The following is a 20,585-nucleotide window of genomic DNA, read 5'->3' on the forward strand; positions in this document are numbered from 1 at the left end:
TTTATCCCTCCAATGTTTTATTATTGTACATACTTAACAGCAAAAGCAACAAGATTATTTAAATAAAGTATAACTACAACAGAAATAATATATAGAATATAAACTGTTGTCATAATTATTTCATTTATAGGCATATGAAGTTCCCTATAATAGGTTCTAGTTTTGTATTTGTCAAAGGCACGAGTTTCCATAGCCATAGATATTCTTATACCCTTTCTAACAGCATTAGCCATCATGGGAAGTATATATCTTTGCGAATTCCATACTTTAATAAAAGGATTTTTGCTCTCCACAATTCCTCTTACTTCATGAGCATATTTTATGGTTTGAAGTTCCTCTTTAAAGGTAGGGAGAAATCTATAAGCAGTCAAAAAAGCATAGCCTATCTTAGGAGGCATCTTAAGATATTTTATTAAAGATATAACAAACTCTGTAGGATCCGTTGTTTTTACGAAAATAGAAGTATAAATGCTTATTAATATTATCCTAAACCCTAAGCCTAATACAGCAATAACCTTAAGAGTTTCTCCACTAATATATCTTACAGCTAAAATAACAAACATAAAACTTACTGACATTATTATAAACCCTTTAACAGAATTTAATATTTCTAAAATACTTAGACTACTAAAAATAGAAGCAATTATAATTCCACTAATAATCAAAATACTTGATGCATAGGGCTTAAAATCTAGAGATCCTATGATAGTTATCAGTATAAGAATAAGTAATTTTAAAAATGGATTCATGTTATCTATAAAATAATTTCTTTCAGTCATATTCTCTCCTTCTTTTTAGGTAAAAATATTTTCTTTCATATTTTTGGGTGAACCTTCATATTTTACTTCTCCATTTTCCAAATATATTACTCTATCACAACAATTTAAAACCATATCCATATCATGGGTTATCATAAGAATAGATGTACCTTCGCTGTTTATTTTATATAATAAATTTATTAATTCCTTAAGATTTGTTCTATCTTGTCCATAGGTTGGTTCATCCAAAATTAAGATAGATTGTCCATTTATCATCATGCTGGCTGTACTTAACCTTCTTTTTTGTCCTTGACTTAAAGAAAATGGATTTGATAACCTATGGTTAGCTAAATCAAACATGGACAAATATGAGTCTACAGTGTTTTTGATTATTTCTGAATTTTGCTTCCTTATTTCTAGACTTAATGCCATTTCCTTTTCAACGGTCATTTTAATAAATTGATGCTCAGGATTTTGAAACACAAGTCCCATATGTTCTCCCAATTCTCGTGGATTTATATTTTTTATATTTATATCCTTTACTAATATATCTCCCTTTTCTGCTTTTAATAATCCCATTAATATTTTTGATAAAGTAGATTTCCCAGCCCCATTAGGCCCAATAATTGCTGCTATTTCCCCTTTTCTTAATGAAAAGTTCACATTTTTTAGCACTTTACTGTTTTTATTATAAGAAAAGCATATTTCTTTAGCTTCTAATACTTTTTCTGTAGTTGATTGATTTTTATTACCAGCAGGAAGAGTTGATTCACTTTTATAGGATTGTATAAAGAACTCCTTATCTATATTCCTAGCATAGTCTCTTTGAAACCAGATTATATCATCTATTATTTCACTAAATTCATTTATTTTATGTTCAACAATTAGTATAGTTTTTCCAAATTTATCCCTAAGGTCTTTTATAAGGTTGATTATTTCCATAGTAGATTTAGGATCTAAATTTGCAGTAGGTTCGTCCATCAAAATTACTTCAGGATCCAATGCTAATATAGAAGCTAAAGCAACCTTTTGTTTCTCTCCCCCTGAAAGGTGATTTAATTGTCGCTTCCTAAGATGCTTTATACCTGTTAGCTTTAAAACTTTATCAATAGTAGGATCCATATGAGATGGTTCCATTTTTATATTTTCAAGTCCAAAGGCTATTTCGTCTTCAACCGTAAATGTACACAACTGACTATCTGGATCTTGAAACATATAAGCAATTTCACCTGAAACAGTTTTTACACCTTTGTTTTCTATATTTTCATCTTTATAAATAATTTCACCAGTAATGTTCCCCTCTATAATATCCGGTATAACCCCAGTAATACACATAAGTAATGAACTTTTACCACATCCACTTTTACCAGTAAGAAGGGTAACTCTATTCTTTTTTACTTTGATATTTATATCTTTAAAAACCTTATAATTATTCTGAAAAGATAGACTTAAATTTTTTATTTCAAGCAATCTTAAGATTCACTCCCTCTACTAATTTTAAAATCATTAAGAACACCTGTAGATTTTAAAGCTTTTCCTAAAGCTATTGAAAGACCGGCTCCAAAGATAATTGAACTAATCGCTCTAATAATAAGCATTATTGGTATAAGTTTAGGATAAAGTTGAAATCCAAAAATAAAGTAATCTCTTATTGTTACAAGAATCATTGCTAATATTGAGGCAATAGACATTTGAAAATAAGAAAACTTTGAATATTTTCTAATTGCTACAGCTATTTCAACGCCAGCACCTTGAAGTAAGGATGCCACAATTATATGAATCCCGTAAGGACTTCCCATTAATAAATTTACTAATCCTGTAAAAAGAGATCCGATAACACCGGCGCCTGGTTTTCTAACTATATACATTGATAATAAAGCTGATATTAAATATACTCCATATATAATATCTCCTCCTAAGGGACCTGCTATAGTAGTAAGGGGCTGATAAACACTGTCTAAGCCCATAAAAACAACTCCCATAAGAGCACTTAGCATAGCCATTACTACAATTTCTTTTAATTTTAAAGTTTGTTTCATATTATATCTCCTCCAATTATTAATTTGTATAATGTCCATTATAATATTAGTAAACATTAAATATTTTGTCTAATAAGAAAGATTTATGCTTTAACGTGTAATTATTCGAAAAATTAATAAGCATTGACTTCTAATGAAATTTATATAAGTACATAGATATATTAGAAAAGATTAGAGAGTGAAATTAATTCACTCTCTAATCTTAAAAATATATTTCATAAAAAATTATTTACTATATTTAGTTACATATTCAGAAGTCATAGCTGCAAGCAAACATCCATAATTCATATTAAACTCCACAGTATCCCCTATTTTGTATTGGTTTTTGCATTTCGTTAAATCTAATAATAGATGGTCACTGCTTGCTCCTAGTATTTCTATTTCACTATTCTTAGGAATAAGTCCATCTAACTTTATATCCTGCTGTCCTAAGGCGAGTATAGCCCTTTTCATAATACCTTTATCTATAAAACTTGGCTTATTGCCAAAAGCATCTAACCCTATATTCCCTTCTGGCATAGAAGGCTTTTCCTTTAATTCTACAATTTCTCCTACTAAAGTTACACAATCTTCATAAAAATTATCTAGTTTTTGTCCAAAAGCTGTTTCTCTTCCTAATATGGCAGCCTCCCCTATTCTTAGTTGGTTTATGCCTTGTGGTATAGAATCGTTTACAATCATATGTAAACTACTAGAATTCCCACCAGAAACTATAGAAACCTTTATTTTTAGTTCATTTTCTATTTGATTTTTTATTTCTAAAAGTTTTCCCAAATTATTTTCATCAGGAATAACTCCACCATAGCAAGTAAGGTTAGTACCTACGCCTACAAATTCAAGGTTTGGAAGTTTTATTATTTCTTTTACTGTAGGTAATACGTCCTTTGGAAGAATCCCCTCTCTTAAATCTCCTAAATCTATCATGAGAATTATTTTATGAATTTTATTAACTTTCATAGCTTCTTTTGACAATTCTTTTATAATTTCTAGTTCTGAATTTAAACTTATATCTGCATATTCTATTACCTTTGAAACTTCGCTTTTCATAGGTATGCGTAGAAGAAGCTTTTCACAATTTAAATCCTGTATTTTCATAAGATTTTTCATTCTAGCATCTGCTATAGTTTTAATTCCTTCCTTTATTATGGTTTCTACCACAGCTTTTTCTGCACAAAAGGATTTAGTTACTATTGCAAGCTCTATTCCTGCTCCATTACACAAATCAATAAGCCGTCCAATATTGTAAGTTATATTTTTAAGGTTTATTTCTACACATGGATAAATTTTATTCAAAAATCACACCCCCAGATTATTTTCATAAATTTACTATATTATACTATATAATTCTCATATTTTGAAATAATTCTTAATTATATTAAATTTTATAAAAAACATCTTATATTTTATCTTATTGTGTATTAAAACAACATTTCCTAAATATGTGAATCATTGAAAGAATTAAAAAATTATCAGAACTCTACTTAAAATTAACAGAAACATTATATAAAAATATAATTATATTGCATAGTTATTTTATTATAAGGGAATAATTATTTTATCTATAATATTTCCTATAAAGGGGTATGGTGTTTATGAGAAATAGAAATTTAAATTCATTACAAGATAAAATTAATTCTATTAAAACTTTAATTGGAGAAAAAAATGATTTAATAGTAAAAGAATTTATAATATGTAAAACTTCCAATATGGAGGCTGTATTATTATATATAAATGGGTTAACTAATAACCAAGTCATAGATAGAGATATTCTCAAACCTTTAATGTTTAATATAAAGGAAGATCTAAGTATTATAGATAATTTAGAAGAAATTCTTTGTAAGAAATACATATCACTTAGCAACGCCTTTTTAGAAGAAGATATTAATAAAGCTATTTTTCACTTAAAGCGAGGTAAAACTCTACTACTTTTGCAAGACAGTACAAAATTTATAATTCTTGACACTGCTGGGGGAGAATATAGAAGTATTTCAGACCCCATAAACGAAACTTCTACAAGAGCCTCTAGAGAAGGTTTTGTAGAAAAATTAGAAACTAATATAAGTCTATTGAGAAGAAGACTAAAGGATAACAATTTAATAGAAGAAAACTTTACAATTGGGAGAAGAAATCAAACAGATGTAGTGTTAATGTATATTGACAATATAGCAGATAAAAATATAGTTGAAGATGTAAAATCAAAATTAAGTTTAATAGATGTAGATGCATTAGTAAGTAGCGGTATTTTAGAACAATTAATAGAATATAGTCCCTATAGTATATTTCCTCAGGCTTTTTTTACAGAAAGACCAGATGTAGTAGGGGCAAACTTACTTGAAGGCAGGATTGCTATTATTACTGATGGGACTCCTTTTGTATTTACAGTACCTGCAATATTTTTTGAGTTTTTTCAAGCAATTGAAGATTATAGTCAAAGAACTATTATATCTTCTTTTACTAGAATATTAAGATATATTGCAGTTTTTATAGTTATAACACTGCCTGCTATATACATAACCTTAATAAAATTCAATCCAGAATTAATTCCCTTTAAATTTTTAGGGGCCCTTATTGAATCAAGAAAAGGTATAGCATTAACGCCTTTTATGTCTATATTATCTATGAATATGATTATAGACTTTTTAAGAGAGGGTGGATTGAGATTACCCTTTAAGATAGGTCAGACATTAAGTGTGGTTGGTGGTATTATAATTGGTGATGCAGCAATAAGAGCAAAAATAGTTAGCTCTACTACTCTGCTTGTAGTAGGTATCGCTACAGCAGCCACTTTTTTAATCCCTAATTATGAAATGGCTATTTCTATAAGATTAATAGGTTATCCTATGTTATTTTTAGGTAATTTTTTAGGCATGTTCGGCATTACCATAGGATGGTTTTTTTTAATAGCCTATTTATGTACTTTAGAAAGCTATGGAATACCCTATTTTAAAATTTATAAAAGCGATTTAAAAGATATATTAATAAGAGCTCCTAATTATAAAATGAAAAAAAGGCCAGAAATTATCCCAAATTCAAACCCAACTAGACAAAGCAATTTTAGAGATTTGTTTAGGAGGAAAAAAAGTGATGAATAATAAAGAAAATGCCTTAACTGAGAGCCAATTAACCTTTATGGTTATAGGTAGCATAATTGGAATAAGCGTACTAAATTTACCCTTAGCTCCAATAAAAGTAGCTAAGCAAGACGCTTGGATAGCTACTTTTTTAGGAACGATTTATCCAATATATGTCGTATTTATAACAATTTATATAAGAAAAAAACACCCTAAAAAGGATATTTTATATTTAAGCAAAAAAATTTATGGAAAAATCCTAGGAAACATATTAAATTTAATATTTTTATTATTTTTTTTCCTAATTGCCACAGATGTAGCTGCAGGTATAAATAATGTTCTAAGAACTTATATGGTGAATTTTTTAAATTCTTGGAACATACTGAGTTTGCTATTTTTGGGAGCTGCTTATGCTGTCTATGGTGGGACTAAAACAGTAGGAAGATTAAATGAAGTATTGTTTTATATTACCTTTATAGTTTTTCTAATACCTATCTTTTCATTAAAAGAAGCTGATATACTAAATCTACAACCAGTACTAGGAAGTGGAATAAAAAATATTATAAATGCTACAAAAAAAACTATTATAGCTTATTCAGGAATAGAAATGCTTCTTATATTATATCCCCTTGTAGATGAAAATATAGAACTAAAAAAAATAGGTTTTAAAAGTATATCCTTTATTACAATTTTATATACTTTATATACTTTGCTTACTACGTTATATTTAGGAATTAATATCACTAATAAATTTTTATGGCCAGTTATAACCATATCTAGAAGCATAATAATACCTGTAATAAATTCTTTTAGCTATATATTTTTATCTCTATGGACTATGACTATGTTTAAATGTATATCTGTACATTACTTTTTATTTGCTCATGGATTAAATAAAATATTTAAGAAAATTAGCAGGAAAACTTGGGTAATATTACTCTATCCTGTAATGATTATAGTATCAAATCTATATGGTACTCCAGTAAGGAGAAGAAGTTTTTTAGATAAAATTTTCCCTCCCTATGTGATTTTTAATATTATATTTATTTCTATTACTGCTCTATTAGTAGCTTTAGGAAAAGGTGATAAAAATGAAAAATAAAATGAAAACAATAATAAAAATTGCTTTTATTTTAATTATAATTGTTAATTTAATAGGGAAAAGAGGAACTCTGATAGAAGAATTAAATCTTCCTAATAGCATAGGTTATGATATAGTTGAAAAAACAGGAGATCAAGTATTGTATAGTGTACCTCTAAGAATTTATTTTTCTGAAAGTAAATTGCCTAATGAAAGTAAATTAATAACTGCGGAAGCAATAAATTTAGGAGAAACTAGAAACAAAAGACAGCTACAAGCTAGTAAAGATTTTATATTAGGACTAGAAAAATCTCTTGTTATAAGTGAAAAAGCTGCTAGATTTGAAATAAGTAATATAATTGATATATTGCTTAATAATCCTTTAGTAAATGATAATGCTGCAATGGTAATCTGCAGTGGTAAAGCAAAGGATGTTTTAGAGTATGAAGTAAAAAAATATAGTGGCACAGAAGAATATGTCGGTTCATTAATAGAACATTTATATGCTTTTAATTTTTTTTCTAAAAAATATACCTTAATGGATTTTATCATAAAATCTAGTTCCGAGGGTAAAAATCCAGTTGTTCCTTATATAGAGATTGTTGATGATGAATTAAAAATAACAGGTTTAGCTATTTTTGATAAAACTAAAATGGTAAAAAAGTTAGGCGTAGAAGATGGTAAAATATTAAATCTTTTAAGAGAAAATAATGGTAAAGGAATTTTAACCCTTCAAAAGAACTCTAAGGAATATGTAAATTATTATCCCAAATCAAAAAAAAGGGTTAAGTGTTATAAAGAAGGGGATAAATATAAGTTTATAATAGATATTACTCTTAAGGGACCTATTGTATCTAATCAACTATATAAAAATTTAGATACTGATTCAAAGGTATTAAAAAAATTTGAAAAGGATATGGAGCAATTTGTAGAAAAAAAATGTACTCTTTTTATAAGTAAAATGAAAGAAAGTTGCAAAGTAGATGTATTACAATTAGGGAGTGTTGCTGCAGCTAAATATGGAAGGGAATCTGGAGTAGACTGGAATAAAGAAGTATTAAACTCTGAAATTAAAGTTAATGTAAAGGTTAAAGTAGATAGCCAAGGTAGAGGAGATTATTAATTAAAATATTTTGTCTTATAATAAATTAGGAGGATATTTCATGAAAAATAATAGAGATAATGAATTGACAGAAATGCAATTCACTCTAATTCTAATAGGATCTATGATGGGTGTGGGCATTTTGAGTCTACCAAATGATGTTATAAAAATTGCAAAACAAGATGGATGGATATCTGTTCTATTAGGATCTATTTACCCCTTATATATAGTATTTATAGCAAGTTATTTAGGTAAGAATTATCCAAAAGAAAATATGCTTATTTTAAGCAAAAAATTTTTTGGTAAAATATTGGGGAACATTCTAAATTTAATTTTTATCTTATATTTTGTAATTATATCTACAAAAGTAGCTGCAGATGTATCTAATGTATTACATATTTACATGGTTCAAAGTTTAAATAAATGGACTATATTAATTGTTATATACTGTATGATAGCCTATGCTGTCCATGGAGGATTTAAAACTGTAGGGATATTAAATGAATTTATATTTTTCTCCACTATTATCATTTTTTTTATACCCCTAATAGCAATAAAAGATTCAAATATTTTAAATATACAGCCAGTATTGGGAAGCGGAGCATTAAATATACTAAAAGCAGTAAAAGAGACCATTTTCTCCTTCTCTCAAATAGAAATAATTTTATTAATCTATCCATTATTAAAAGATAATAAAAAAATAAAAAAATGTGGGTTTAAAAGTATTATTTTTATAACGGTAGTTTATTTCTTATTTACTATTATAGATATACTTTATTTAGGCATAGAGGCTAGTTTAAAATTTACATGGCCAATAGTTAATATTACTGAAAGTATAATGGTACCAGTAATAAATTCTTTCAGATATATATTCATGTCCTTATGGAGCTTAACTATGTTTAAGACTATATGTAATAGCTATTTTATAGCTTTTCATGAATTAAACAATCTAATTAAAAAAATAGATAAAACAAAAATTTTATTATTGAGCATTCCTTTAATGATTATAATATCATTCTTCTATGGTAATGTAACTAATTCAAAGAAAATTATAGGCAAAATAATGCCTATATATATAATTTATAATATAATTTTTTCCACTTTAATCGCCCTATTTGCTTGGAGAGAAAAAGATAAGAAATTACTCCAACCTAATTCATAAGCATATAATTTTTAAATTTTACTTTTTTGTGGAATAATAATCTAAAACAGAAAATTTATCTTCTACTATATAACTAAAATTTAAAATACATATACATAATTCATTAGTAAATCTATATTAAAATATAGAAAATCAAAATATTAAAGGTTAAAGTATAAAAACAACTTTTTTATACTTTAACCTTTTTATAATAAAATTAATTTCTATATAGATATTATAAAATTTAAATTTGTATTTACAATATTAGCTTTCCCTACAGCTTTATTTTCTGTTTCAGAATCTTTATTATCATCTATAAAGTTTTTTATTAAATTATCCAAATTTTCTTTAGCTGAATTTAAACAATCTTCATTTTCTGAATTATTAGGCGTATTTGTGTTTGGGGCAATTAGTATATTCTTGTTTTCATTATAAGCATAGGCTGTTACAGTACATTTCAAATGTTTTTTATTATAATACTTTTCAATTCTATTTCTTTTATAATATTCTCTTAGCTCCTCCTCATCCATTCTGTTTCTTTCATAATGTTCCCTCGATTCATACTCATTCATTCATTTTATTTCCCCCCTTACATTAATTATGTTTTTTAAGAGGGTTATATTCACATTATTATTCTTTAATTTAATTTTTTCTTTTTCATAATTCTCTTTTGAATCCTTTTCTATACCATTTCTTTCTTCATTATCATCATATATTATTATATTATGAATAAAAATAATATTCATATTTAAATTTGAATATTCATCAAACTTATCGCATAATTTTAAGGACTCTTCCACATACTTATTATAATTTAAAACTGATTCAGAATTCTTTATAATTATAAAATTTATATTACCTTGATTTTGAAATTCACATTTATAATCCTGTTTCACCATCCTACTTCTCTCCTTACATTTTATTAATATCTTATAAAGAGCTATTATGTAATGTTTTACAATGTAAAACTAGGATTGAATTTCTTAAAATAGAAATTACTATAGGGTTATTTTCCCATAGTAATTTCTAAGCAAAATAGTCTATTTATAACCTGATAAAACTAAATAAATACTTTCTAATCAACCTTTAAATTGTAACTATAAAGTTTAAATTTGTGTTTACTATAGTGGCTTGACCTGTAGTTTTAGACTTTGTTTCCATATCTTTATCATTGTCTCGAAGATTTTCCATCAATTCATCAAAATGATTTTTAGTTTTATTAGCATCTATTCCTGCACCATCATCATCATTAACTGTATTAGGCGCCACTAAGATATTATAGTTTTTATTATAAGCAAAAGCTGCTGCATTAGATTCTAACTTATCCTCTTTTGGTTCTTGACAATATCTTCTTGATTCTTCATTCATTTTTCTTAACCTCCTTTATATTTTTATGTTAAAAAAGGAGTATTATAATAGCTAAATATTAACTAAATTAAAAGAACATTCATATATTTTTTAATTATATTATATGAACATTCTTCTATGTTTTTTTATATGTATTTTAAATTTATTTACTTATAATGGTAAGTAAATGTTATTTTTTACAATTATACGTTTTGTATTTACCTTCTCTATTTCACAATACTCAACTTCAATATTACGATAACATTCTGCACAAATTCCTTATATAAAGCTTTTACTCTATCTATATAAGCATCATCCTAGTATTTTATATTTTTTTTATTTCATCTTAATATATCTTATTCATAATTTTAAAATATGGCACTAACATTTAAACTTATATTTTATATTTTCTTGGAACTATAAAATTATCATTATAAATACACTATTTATGTAATAGATTTATAAAATTATTTATTTTGTAATATCTCTTTTAAAATAACAATTACATCTGATACTAATTTAGGACAAAATGTGGTGAGTAATTCTTCTTCCTGAATCTTTTTCATATCTTCAGAATTCGTAAGGTCATATCCTAAAAGATCTTTACATATAACTGAATCATATTTTTGTAAGAACTTTTCTCTAAATTCTATTAACTTAGAAATATTTTGTTCTTTTATATGAGGGGTATCTGGAATACTATGACCATATTTTAATCCTATGGCCATAAGTGCTCCAGTTACTGCTCCACAGGTACTTCCACAAAACATCCCTCCACCAAAACATGCTGATATTTTTTTAGCTATAATCTCATCTATACCTAGATCTTTAGCTACACTACTTAAAACCACTTGTGAACAATCAAACCCCTCTGAAAAAGCTTTTAAAACCTGTTGTTCATTCACTTATATAACCTCCCTATTTGTAGTAAATTAGAAATTTTTGATAATTTTATTATATCATATACTATAGTCATCATGCCTAATAAAGGGTCGAATATTGTAAAATATTGATAATATATAGTAATACCACCCAATCACTGTATTACGTTTTTCTATTTGACACAAGTTAAACAAGCATATACAATAATTGTGATTATACACTAAAATTAACATGATTTTGTAGTTATTTTAGTAAATATATCTATATACATAAAATAACTAATATATAAACTATTTATACTTATATATAAACTATTTATAAGCATACAGTTTGAATTTAATATTTAAAATTATTTTTAAAAAGCTTAAGGGAGGATATATAAATGAATACTTATTATGATCCACAGGACCTTGGAAAGTTTGGAACAATTGGAGAAGATGCACCTGAACTGTGGGAAAAATTTCTTGAATATTATAGTGAGGTTTTTAAAGAAGGAAATTTAACTGCTCGTGAAAAAGCAATTATAGCTTTAGCAGTAGCACACGCATTACAATGCCCTTATTGCATAGATTCTTATACTCAAACTTGTTTAGAACAGGGTGTAAATAAAGAACAAATGATGGAGGCAATTCATGTAGCCGCTGCAATTCGTGGGGGTGCTACTTTAGTTCATGGTGTTCAAATGAAAAATGTAGCAAATAAATTAGAACTTTAAAGGGAGTAAGATATGAATAATAAAAGTTATTTAGATAAATTAGATTGTATTCCTAGCTTTGAAAGCAAAGTGACTAATAAAGATTTTTGTAAAACTAATAAATCCTTAACAACAATGCAAATAAATATTGGAAAGCTTTGTAATTTATCCTGTAGACATTGCCATGTAGAAGCAGGTCCAAGCCGTACAGAAATTATGAATTTAGAAACTATGAAAGATTGTCTACAGGTTTTTAAAGAAAATAATTTTTCTATTTTAGACATTACTGGAGGAGCTCCAGAAATGAATCCTAATTTTGAATGGCTTGTTAAAGAAGCTATAAAAATAGGAGCTAAAGTTATTGTACGCTCAAATTTAGTTATATTAAGAGAGGAAAAATATAAACATTTACTAGAATTTTATGCAGAAAATAAGGTAGAAGTGGTATGTTCTCTTCCCTATTATAGTGCTAAAGATGCAGATAGACAGCGTGGTGAAGGAGTTTTTAATGAAAGTATTAATATATTAAAAAAATTGAACAAGCTAGGATATGGAAAAGATGAATCTCTAGTTTTAAATCTTGTATACAATCCAGGTGGAGCATTTTTACCACCACCTCAAGAATCCCTAGAATTAGAATATAAACAAAAATTAAAAAAGGAATATGAAATAACATTCAATAATTTATTTACAATTACTAATAATCCTGTAGGTCGTTTTGGAGCATTTCTTAAAAGAAGTAATAACTTAGAAGGATATATGGAAAGACTTTCAAATAGTTTTAACTCATCAACTGTAGAAAATATGATGTGTAGAAATCAACTTTCTATCGCTTGGGATGGAAAACTTTATGATTGTGATTTCAACCAGACATTGGGATGGACTGTTAATGGTAAAAATCATATTAGTATGCTAAAAGGTAATCCCATTGTAAAACGCCAAATTTCTTTAGGAAACCATTGCTATGCTTGTACTGCTGGTAGTGGATCAAGCTGTGGTGGATCTACAACATAATAAAAACCAAAACACAGAGTTTTGTTATAACTTCTGTATTTTGGTTTTTGTATTTATAACAAACATTAATATATAAAATATTGTTCTTATTATTTATATTTAAAGGCTATCAATATCCCTATGAAATTTTAATAATTTTTATTATAGACCCTCTTTTCAATTTAATTAAGCTATATTTATTTTTCATATACACTGATACACTAGCTATAGTTATTTTATATATTAAAGCATTCTATTGCCCTTATATAAAAATATGCATAGAATAAAGTTGAGTGAAAAAAATTTGGGGAGGATTTATTTACTTATGAAGTGTATAAATTTTAATGAGTTTAAATGGTCAAAAGAAAACTTGCAAAGGGAAAAATATGAACATGATGCGGAAAAGTTTTTTTCTAATGGCTACTATTCTTCGGATATAAAAGAAAAAATTAAATTTTACACCATTTCAATAAAACTAAAGCCTTCTTTTATAGATGCTTATTTTAATAGAGCTGAATTATATAAAGAATTAGAAGAATATAATAAATCTATAGAGGACTATAGCAAAATTTTAGAATTAGATCCTAAAGATAAAGATTGTTACAATAATAGAGCTATTGTATATTATTTAATAAAAGATTATGATAAAGCCCTACAGGACTTAGATAAGTTAGTTTCCATAGATAAACATTATAAAAACATATATTTTAATAGAGGTATGGTTTTCCTTGAAATAGAAGATTATAAAAGAGCAGCCATTGAATTTACAAAAGCTATACATGAAGACTCGAGAGATAGTGAAGCCTACGAAAATAGAGCTTTTGCTTACTATAATTTAAAGAAATATTCTCCTTCTATAAAAGATTATACCAATGCTCTTAAACTCAAACCTGAAAATAAAAATATTTACTTAAATAGAGGAACTATGTATTATAAAATGAAAAGCTATGAAAATGCTATATCTGATTATATGAAAGCTTTAAATTGCAAAGAAAAAGATCCTTCTTTTTATCATAAAGTGTACACTACTTGTAATGATAACCTTAATAAAAAAATTGTACCCTTTGTTAATTTCAAATAACATAATACATGGAAAAGGTTGCAATGAGATTATATCCTAAAAAACAATGTAAATGTTATAATGAACTTTTCTTAAAATTTACTATATATTTTAGTAATTTCTATGGAGCACTAAAAAATCCTAAGAACTTGTTTCAAGTGTTCCATATGATTTATTTATCACAATTAATATTAATTTTAAATTACTCTCAATTACGAATCTAAAGCATTAAAATATAAAAAAATCAAAGCTTACTATGCAAGCTTTAATTTTTCGTCTATCTTTAATAACTTATTTTTATCTTCTGCTGAAAATACAATGGTATCATTAGCTTTAATTACAGTTGATCCATTAGGCGTAATGATTTTTTCCCCTCTTCTAATCATAATTATTAAAACATCTCCTGGAATGTTCATATCCTCTATAGCTTTACCTATCATTTTACTGTTTTTATCAATATTAACTTCTAATAATTCCACTGCAAACTCTTCATAATCATTAAAAGTTTTAAGTACTGTTTCTTCCTCTCCTACTAGATTAAGCTTCTTAGCTATAGGAACAAATAGTGTTCCTTGAACTAAAACAGATACTAAAGCCACAAAGAATACTATATTAAATATTTCATCTGCTACTGGAAGTCCTGCCATTAATGGATAAGTAGCAAAAACAATAGATGCCACACCACGGAATCCAACCCAAGACACAAGTAGCATATCTTTTATAGGCTTTTTAAATAATGTTAATACGAAGAATACTGCTATTGGACGTGCTACAAATATAATAAAAGCTGCAGTTGCAGTTCCCTTTAACGCTACCCCTAATAATTGAGATGGGAAAACTAATAAACCTAAAGTAAAGAATAGTAGAATTTGCATAAGCCAAGATATACCATCGAAATAGCGAACTAAACTTACCTTGTTCACAAGCTTACCATTTCCCATAACTAATCCTGTAATGTAAACTGCTAAAAATCCATTTCCCATAGTTGCACTGGCTATAGAATAAGATAATAAAGCTATACTAATTGCTAAAACAGAATAAAGTCCTTCAATATCAAGATTTATTTTGTTCATTAACCACAAGGCAATTTTACCTATTAAAAGGCCAACCAAAACTCCTATTAATATTTGTGTTGTAAGAAGTATTACTATATTATGTTCATTACCTGTTATAACGCCTAAAAAGATAGTAGTCAACATATATGACATTGGATCATTTGAACCGCTTTCCATTTCTAACATAGGAGCTAAATTATTTTTTAGATTTAAATTTTTAGAACGCAAAATAGAGAATACAGACGCTGCATCCGTAGAGGAAATAATAGAACCAAGTAGCATTCCTTCAAGAAAAGTCATGCCAAGAAAATGATGAGCAAAAATACCTATAAGAAAAGCTGTTAAAGCTACTCCAATAGTAGCAAGAACTGTAGATGGAAAAATAATAGGTTTTGCGGTTTTCCAGTTTGTTTCAAAACCACCTGAAAACATAATAAATAGAAAACCAAAATTACATAGCTGACTAGCTAATTGAGAATTATCAAAATAAATCCCACCTAAGCCTTCAGAACCCATTATCATACCTATTGCAAGAAATATAATAAGTGTAGGTATACCATACTTATATAAAACTTTACTTGAAATTACACATAGAAACAAAATCACACCAGAAATTAATAAAACATTCATACACTACCTCCAACCTTTATGTTTATTCATTCTTATGTCTTTGATTAATAAAAAAGTGAAATGAAAACAGAGATTAATTAGAATAAATATTTATATTCTCATATTGGGATATTTAATTATAACATATAAATTTTAAGGATTTTTTAATATTCATGTTAAAATTTTTTAAATATTTTAAATATTTTATAAAGAAATGTTTTTTCATAAATAGAATATATGGTGAAACCTTTGATTTTAAAAATAACTTACTATAAAATTATTAGAAAATTAAATATAATTTTGCGAAAAGTGTTTTCTTCCATATAAAGATTAGAATTTCTTATCTAAGGTCTTGCCACTGTTATCTTCCATGTTTATAAAAAAGCAAATATCCAACAGTGATAATGACTTTTACATAATACCACGGAATCCTTACAGTGGCCAGACATAAGATAAATCATCTAAAAATTCAGATAAACATAATAATATATATTGATTTTCAGATATTATTTATATTATAAATTTTTATGTTAACATTATTCAAAAACTTTTCTAAATAGATATATCTATTTCATTATTTTACAAATATTGTTTGTAAATTCTACTGGATCATTTATTGTTAATCCTTCTATAAGTAAGGCTTGATTGTATAATAAATCTGTGTATAATTTAAGTTTATCTTTATCTCCTTCATAAGCTTCTTTTAATGACTTAAATACATCATGATTTATATTTATTTCTAAAACTTTATCTGCTTTTATGTTTTCATTGTTAGGCATAGCATTTAATACTTTCTCCATTTCAATTGAAAGCTCACCCTCATTTGCTAAGCATACTGGATGATTTTTTAATCTTTTTGAGGCTCTAACATCTTTAACTTTTCCTGATAAAATATCCTTCATAGATTCAAACAACTCTTTGTTTTCTTTATCCTCAGAGCTAGATGTATTTTCTTTTTCCTCACCTTCTATACCTAAGTCACCACTTGATACAGATTTGAATTCTTTCTCTTTATAATTCATAAGCATTTTAATAGCAAATTCATCTATATCATCTGTAAAGTATAGTACTTCATAGCCTTTATCTAATACTCCTTCTATTTGTGGAAGTTTTTCAATTCTTTCATTAGATTCCCCTACAGCATAATAAATATATTTTTGGTCTTCTGGCATTCTAGAAACATATTCATCCAAAGTAACCATCTTTTTCTCTTTAGAAGAATAGAACATTAATAAATCTTGTAATACATCTTTGTTACTTCCGAAATCACTATAAACACCATATTTTAATTGTCTACCAAAGGATTCATAAAATTTTTCGTATTTATCTCTTTCCTTTTTTAATAAGCTTTCTAATTCATTTTTAATTTTAGTTTTTATGTTTTTAGCAATCAGCTTTAATTGTCTATCATGTTGTAGTATTTCTCTAGATATGTTAAGAGATAAATCCTCAGAATCTACTATACCTTTAACAAAACCAAAATAGTCTGGTAATAAATCTCCGCACTTATTCATAATTAAAACGCCATTTGAGTATAACTCTAAACCTTTTTCATATTCTTTTGTATAGAAATCATAAGGTGTTGTTTCTGGAATAAATAAGATTGCATTGTAGCTTACTATACCATCAACACTAGTATGAATATATTTTATTGGTTTATCAAAGCCATAGTGCTTTTCAGCATAAAAATTCTCATAATCCTCTGCTTTTAGCTCATTTTTATTTTTTCTCCAAATAGGAACCATACTATTTATAGTTTCTTCTTCTTTGTATTCTTCAAATTCTTCTTTATTGTCCTCTTTAGGCTTTGTCTTTGTTAAATCCATTTTTATTGGGTATCTAATAAAATCAGAGTATTTTTTGATTATAGATTTTAATGTATATTCATCTAAAAACTCATCATAGTTTTCTTCTTCTGTATTATCTTTAATTTTAAGTATAATTTCTGTACCATAGGATTCCTTTTCACAAGGTTCTATAGTGTAACCTTCAGCTCCCTTTGAATTCCATTTGTAAGCCTCATCCTCTCCAAAGGCTTTACTTATAACTGTAACATCATCAGATACTAAAAAAGCTGAATAAAAGCCTACACCAAATTGACCTATTATGTCGTAGCCTTCTTTTACTTCATTTTCTTTTTTAAATTGCAAAGATCCACTCTTAGCTATAACCCCAAGATTATTCTCAAGCTCTTCCTTTGTCATACCAATACCAGTATCAGCAATTTTTAATATTCTATTTTCCTTATCAGAAATTACTTTAATATAGTAATCATCCCTTTCGAATTTTAAGGAATCATCTGTTAGAGTTTTGTAATAAATTTTATCAATAGCATCACTAGCATTTGAAATAAGTTCCCTTAAAAAAATCTCCTTATGAGTATAAATTGAGTTAATCATAAGATCTAAAAGTCTTTTAGACTCCGCTTTAAATTGTTTAGTTTCCATATCAGTCTCTCCCTTCAGAATAAAAACTACAAATACACTTTTATGTATTTATTGTAATCTTATATAGCATAATTGTTAGCACTTTAACCTAGCGAGTGCTAACGGCTACTTTTTATATAACATATTTAAGGATTTATGTCAATATTTTAAGAAATTAATTAACAGTTATTATCCCTTTAAAAGCTAATAATTACATGCTTTTTATAAAAAATTTTATTTAAACACAATAACTAATTAGCTACAAAAAATATAACTAAAATAAAAATACTATATATAAAATTCTAAAAAAATTATCCTAAATTTCATTATCTCCCCATATTCTTGATAATTCCTTTTGTAAAATTATAAGAATATGCGCATAAGGACCTCCAAATGATATCAACTTAATAAAGTCTAATCTTATATAGTAAATTAAAGATTTTAATAGATTTTAAGAAATATTTAATATAAAATGTAAAAAACTAATATTAAGTCATAAAATACATGTTAAAATATTATTATATAAAATTTTTATATTTCATATTGAAAGGAGAACAAAATTGAATAAAAAAGTAGCTTTAAATTGGGCAAAAATACAATATGAAGAAGGTGATGAAAAAAACAGAAAATTTAAGAATATAAGAAAATTTTTTGATATGAAAGAAAAACAAGATTATACCATTGATGATGAAACCTGGTCTGATATGGATATGGATAGAATCTATGGGAAATTAGATAGAAACTCCAGTACTTTAGGGGAATCTGTTTTATATTATATGCTTAGAAACCCCTTAAATAATGAAGAAAAATTAAAAAGCAGGAATAATCTAATTCAGCTATTTAAAGAGGATGTAAATTTAAGAGATAAGCTTTTGATTATATACTATGAATTAGGTAGAGATAGAAAGAATACTTTCTTAGACATGATAGAAAGTGAACTAGTGGTAAATAAAATAAAATATTATTTATATACAATATTAGGTAAAATTTTCCCTTTAATAGCTATCCTGCTTACTGTATTTGCAAATGTAAATTATGCTAAATATATAGCTATTTCAGCTGGTTTAAATATGTTTGTTAATTATATTGAAAGAAATACAATAAAATCTAAAGGAATTATATATTTAAGGGCAATTATAAAAGCAGCTAAAAAAATAGGTAGTATAAAAAGTAATGGTCTTAACTATTATACAAATAATATAAACCATAATCTTAAACAGGTAAAATCTATTGACAGAGGCACTTTTTTAATAGGCTTTGTAAATATGTGGCAGGGTTTGTTTGAGGCTATATGTGTAATATTTTTAGTAGAAGAATGTGCCTATTATAAAGTATCTGAAGTTTTAAAAGACAAGAAAGAATACATAATGGATATATTTTATATTTTAGGTGAATTAGAAGTATTACTATCCATATCTGGATATCAAAAAAAGTTAAATGAATCCTATGTAAATCCTATTTTTACAGAGGAAGTTTCCTTAGATATTAAAGAAGGTATTCACCCACTTTTAGATAAACCAGTATCAAATTCTATTTCTATTAAAGATAAAGGAATAGTACTTACAGGTACAAATATGTCTGGTAAATCAACATTTTTAAGGATGCTAGGTATAAACATACTATTATCACAAACCTTTTATTTTGCATTAGCTAAAGAATATAAAGCTTCCTTTTTTAATATAGTATCCTCTATTAGTCCTAATGATGATCTATCAAAGGGAAAAAGTTACTATATGGCTGAAGCAGAAGGAATACTTAGAATAGTTAAAGCTCTTGAAAAAGATTTACCTGTATTCTGCCCTATAGATGAAATATTTAGAGGAACAAATCCTATCGAGAGAATAGCTATGTCAGCAGAAATACTTTCTTATCTTCAAAATGGAAGAACAGTTTCTATTGTAGCTACCCATGATAGAGAATTAGTAGATATTTTAAAGGATAGTTACCAGTTTTATTATTTCAGCGAATCCGTTGATAGTAAGAATGGATTAAACTTTGATTATAAGCTAAAGGTTGGAGTTTCTAATACAAGAAATGCCATAAGACTTTTAGAGTATATTGGCTATCCAAAGGAAGTAACTGAAAAAGCCTATAAGAGAGCTGAAACTATTAAAGGATTTATTTAACTTATCATAATATACCATAAGCTATTTTAAGACAATATTAAAAATAATATTGTCAGTATGTAAGTTAAAAATTTATAACTATGTAATGACTACTCTTAAATTAATTCATATATTAAATAATTTATTTGTATTATTATTATAAGGACTTATTTGGGTTTATTTAAACTACCCCAGATAAGTCCTATTATTATTAAAATTTCC

General features: G+C 26.4%; 18 protein-coding genes. 8 read left to right on the forward strand and 10 right to left on the reverse strand.

Annotated features, from left to right (window positions below; all coding sequences use genetic code 11):
• Nucleotides 1–20 precede the first annotated feature (20 nt).
• The 4 genes from ACYUDJ_RS02505 to orr form a co-directional block, all read right to left on the reverse strand.
• Nucleotides 21–779 (reverse strand): energy-coupling factor transporter transmembrane component T, encoded by a 759-nt coding sequence (locus ACYUDJ_RS02505; protein ID WP_043031967.1) that lies wholly within the window; start codon nucleotides 777–779, stop codon nucleotides 21–23.
• 15 nt (nucleotides 780–794) lie between these two features.
• Nucleotides 795–2,228 (reverse strand): ABC transporter ATP-binding protein, encoded by a 1,434-nt coding sequence (locus ACYUDJ_RS02510; RefSeq protein WP_043031968.1) that lies wholly within the window; start codon nucleotides 2,226–2,228, stop codon nucleotides 795–797.
• 2 nt (nucleotides 2,229–2,230) lie between these two features.
• A complete protein-coding gene (locus ACYUDJ_RS02515; protein ID WP_042384927.1) occupies nucleotides 2,231–2,797 on the reverse strand; it encodes an ECF transporter S component in 567 nt (188 codons plus the stop codon).
• A 225-nt stretch (nucleotides 2,798–3,022) separates the two neighbouring features.
• Nucleotides 3,023–4,090: an ornithine racemase Orr gene (orr, locus tag ACYUDJ_RS02520; protein WP_003485686.1), complete on the reverse strand. Its 1,068-nt coding sequence runs from the start codon at nucleotides 4,088–4,090 to the stop codon at nucleotides 3,023–3,025.
• A 299-nt stretch (nucleotides 4,091–4,389) separates the two neighbouring features.
• On the opposite strand from orr, the gene ACYUDJ_RS02525 reads away from it, so the two are divergent.
• Genes ACYUDJ_RS02525 through ACYUDJ_RS02540 form a run of 4 tightly spaced genes read left to right on the forward strand, consistent with a single transcriptional unit; the run spans nucleotide 4,390 to nucleotide 9,213 of the window.
• Nucleotides 4,390–5,889 (forward strand): spore germination protein, encoded by a 1,500-nt coding sequence (locus tag ACYUDJ_RS02525; RefSeq protein WP_042384925.1) that lies wholly within the window; start codon nucleotides 4,390–4,392, stop codon nucleotides 5,887–5,889.
• On the forward strand, nucleotides 5,882–6,970 hold the full coding sequence (locus ACYUDJ_RS02530; RefSeq protein WP_003485682.1) for a GerAB/ArcD/ProY family transporter: 1,089 nt from the start codon (nucleotides 5,882–5,884) through the stop codon (nucleotides 6,968–6,970). The genes ACYUDJ_RS02525 and ACYUDJ_RS02530 overlap by 8 nt, the downstream gene beginning before the upstream one ends.
• Nucleotides 6,960–8,072, forward strand: a complete 1,113-nt coding sequence (locus tag ACYUDJ_RS02535; RefSeq protein ID WP_042384921.1) for a Ger(x)C family spore germination protein — start codon at nucleotides 6,960–6,962, stop codon at nucleotides 8,070–8,072. The genes ACYUDJ_RS02530 and ACYUDJ_RS02535 overlap by 11 nt, the downstream gene beginning before the upstream one ends.
• 40 nt (nucleotides 8,073–8,112) lie before the next feature.
• Entirely contained in the window at nucleotides 8,113–9,213 is a 1,101-nt protein-coding gene (locus ACYUDJ_RS02540) for a GerAB/ArcD/ProY family transporter (protein WP_003485677.1), read from the forward strand.
• A gap of 203 nt (nucleotides 9,214–9,416) precedes the next feature.
• Here ACYUDJ_RS02540 and ACYUDJ_RS02545 read toward each other — a convergent pair whose 3' ends face one another.
• The 4 genes from ACYUDJ_RS02545 to ACYUDJ_RS02560 form a co-directional block, all read right to left on the reverse strand.
• Nucleotides 9,417–9,764 carry a hypothetical protein gene (locus tag ACYUDJ_RS02545; RefSeq protein ID WP_003485675.1) on the reverse strand — a complete coding sequence of 116 codons (348 nt, stop codon included), beginning with the start codon at nucleotides 9,762–9,764 and terminating at the stop codon, nucleotides 9,417–9,419.
• Nucleotides 9,765–10,091, reverse strand: coding sequence for a hypothetical protein (locus tag ACYUDJ_RS02550; protein WP_003485672.1), 327 nt, complete (start codon nucleotides 10,089–10,091; stop codon nucleotides 9,765–9,767).
• Nucleotides 10,092–10,278: 187 nt separating this feature from the next.
• The gene (locus ACYUDJ_RS02555; protein ID WP_003485669.1) at nucleotides 10,279–10,560 is read right to left on the reverse strand and encodes a hypothetical protein; all 282 of its coding nucleotides are present in this window, start codon (nucleotides 10,558–10,560) and stop codon (nucleotides 10,279–10,281) included.
• A gap of 446 nt (nucleotides 10,561–11,006) precedes the next feature.
• On the reverse strand, nucleotides 11,007–11,444 hold the full coding sequence (locus ACYUDJ_RS02560; protein WP_003485666.1) for a C-GCAxxG-C-C family protein: 438 nt from the start codon (nucleotides 11,442–11,444) through the stop codon (nucleotides 11,007–11,009).
• 359 nt (nucleotides 11,445–11,803) lie between these two features.
• On the opposite strand from ACYUDJ_RS02560, the gene ACYUDJ_RS02565 reads away from it, so the two are divergent.
• The 3 genes from ACYUDJ_RS02565 (at nucleotide 11,804) to ACYUDJ_RS02575 (ending at nucleotide 14,189) form a co-directional block, all read left to right on the forward strand.
• Nucleotides 11,804–12,136, forward strand: a complete 333-nt coding sequence (locus tag ACYUDJ_RS02565) for an arsenosugar biosynthesis-associated peroxidase-like protein (RefSeq protein ID WP_003485665.1) — start codon at nucleotides 11,804–11,806, stop codon at nucleotides 12,134–12,136.
• A gap of 12 nt (nucleotides 12,137–12,148) precedes the next feature.
• On the forward strand, nucleotides 12,149–13,129 hold the full coding sequence (arsS, locus tag ACYUDJ_RS02570; RefSeq protein WP_003485663.1) for an arsenosugar biosynthesis radical SAM (seleno)protein ArsS: 981 nt from the start codon (nucleotides 12,149–12,151) through the stop codon (nucleotides 13,127–13,129).
• Between the two features lie 304 nt (nucleotides 13,130–13,433).
• Complete coding sequence (locus ACYUDJ_RS02575) at nucleotides 13,434–14,189, forward strand: tetratricopeptide repeat protein (RefSeq protein ID WP_042384919.1); 756 nt, start codon at nucleotides 13,434–13,436, stop codon at nucleotides 14,187–14,189.
• Nucleotides 14,190–14,422: 233 nt separating this feature from the next.
• On the opposite strand, the gene ACYUDJ_RS02580 is transcribed toward ACYUDJ_RS02575, so the two are convergent.
• The gene (locus ACYUDJ_RS02580; protein WP_003485658.1) at nucleotides 14,423–15,853 is read right to left on the reverse strand and encodes a potassium/proton antiporter; all 1,431 of its coding nucleotides are present in this window, start codon (nucleotides 15,851–15,853) and stop codon (nucleotides 14,423–14,425) included.
• 545 nt (nucleotides 15,854–16,398) lie between these two features.
• Nucleotides 16,399–18,279, reverse strand: a complete 1,881-nt coding sequence (gene htpG, locus ACYUDJ_RS02585; RefSeq protein WP_003485656.1) for a molecular chaperone HtpG — start codon at nucleotides 18,277–18,279, stop codon at nucleotides 16,399–16,401.
• Between the two features lie 539 nt (nucleotides 18,280–18,818).
• Between htpG and ACYUDJ_RS02590 the strand changes: the two genes are divergently transcribed.
• Entirely contained in the window at nucleotides 18,819–20,384 is a 1,566-nt protein-coding gene (locus tag ACYUDJ_RS02590) for a MutS-related protein (RefSeq protein WP_003485654.1), read from the forward strand.
• Nucleotides 20,385–20,585: the final 201 nt, after the last annotated feature.

The organism is Clostridium sp. CTA-6 (assembly GCF_054768115.1).

Excerpts from the sequence above, each read along its gene's own strand:
- ACYUDJ_RS02505 (WP_043031967.1), bottom strand. The coding sequence starts at position 779 with ATGACTGAAAGAAATTATTTTATAGATAACATGAATCCATTTTTAAAA.
- ACYUDJ_RS02515 (WP_042384927.1), bottom strand. The coding sequence starts at position 2,797 with ATGAAACAAACTTTAAAATTAAAAGAAATTGTAGTAATGGCTATGCTA.
- ACYUDJ_RS02525 (WP_042384925.1), top strand. The coding sequence starts at position 4,390 with ATGAGAAATAGAAATTTAAATTCATTACAAGATAAAATTAATTCTATT.
- ACYUDJ_RS02530 (WP_003485682.1), top strand. The coding sequence starts at position 5,882 with ATGAATAATAAAGAAAATGCCTTAACTGAGAGCCAATTAACCTTTATG.
- ACYUDJ_RS02535 (WP_042384921.1), top strand. The coding sequence starts at position 6,960 with ATGAAAAATAAAATGAAAACAATAATAAAAATTGCTTTTATTTTAATT.
- ACYUDJ_RS02540 (WP_003485677.1), top strand. The coding sequence starts at position 8,113 with ATGAAAAATAATAGAGATAATGAATTGACAGAAATGCAATTCACTCTA.
- ACYUDJ_RS02545 (WP_003485675.1), bottom strand. The coding sequence starts at position 9,764 with ATGAATGAGTATGAATCGAGGGAACATTATGAAAGAAACAGAATGGAT.
- ACYUDJ_RS02550 (WP_003485672.1), bottom strand. The coding sequence starts at position 10,091 with ATGGTGAAACAGGATTATAAATGTGAATTTCAAAATCAAGGTAATATA.
- ACYUDJ_RS02555 (WP_003485669.1), bottom strand. The coding sequence starts at position 10,560 with ATGAATGAAGAATCAAGAAGATATTGTCAAGAACCAAAAGAGGATAAG.
- ACYUDJ_RS02565 (WP_003485665.1), top strand. The coding sequence starts at position 11,804 with ATGAATACTTATTATGATCCACAGGACCTTGGAAAGTTTGGAACAATT.
- arsS (WP_003485663.1), top strand. The coding sequence starts at position 12,149 with ATGAATAATAAAAGTTATTTAGATAAATTAGATTGTATTCCTAGCTTT.
- ACYUDJ_RS02575 (WP_042384919.1), top strand. The coding sequence starts at position 13,434 with ATGAAGTGTATAAATTTTAATGAGTTTAAATGGTCAAAAGAAAACTTG.
- ACYUDJ_RS02580 (WP_003485658.1), bottom strand. The coding sequence starts at position 15,853 with ATGAATGTTTTATTAATTTCTGGTGTGATTTTGTTTCTATGTGTAATT.
- htpG (WP_003485656.1), bottom strand. The coding sequence starts at position 18,279 with ATGGAAACTAAACAATTTAAAGCGGAGTCTAAAAGACTTTTAGATCTT.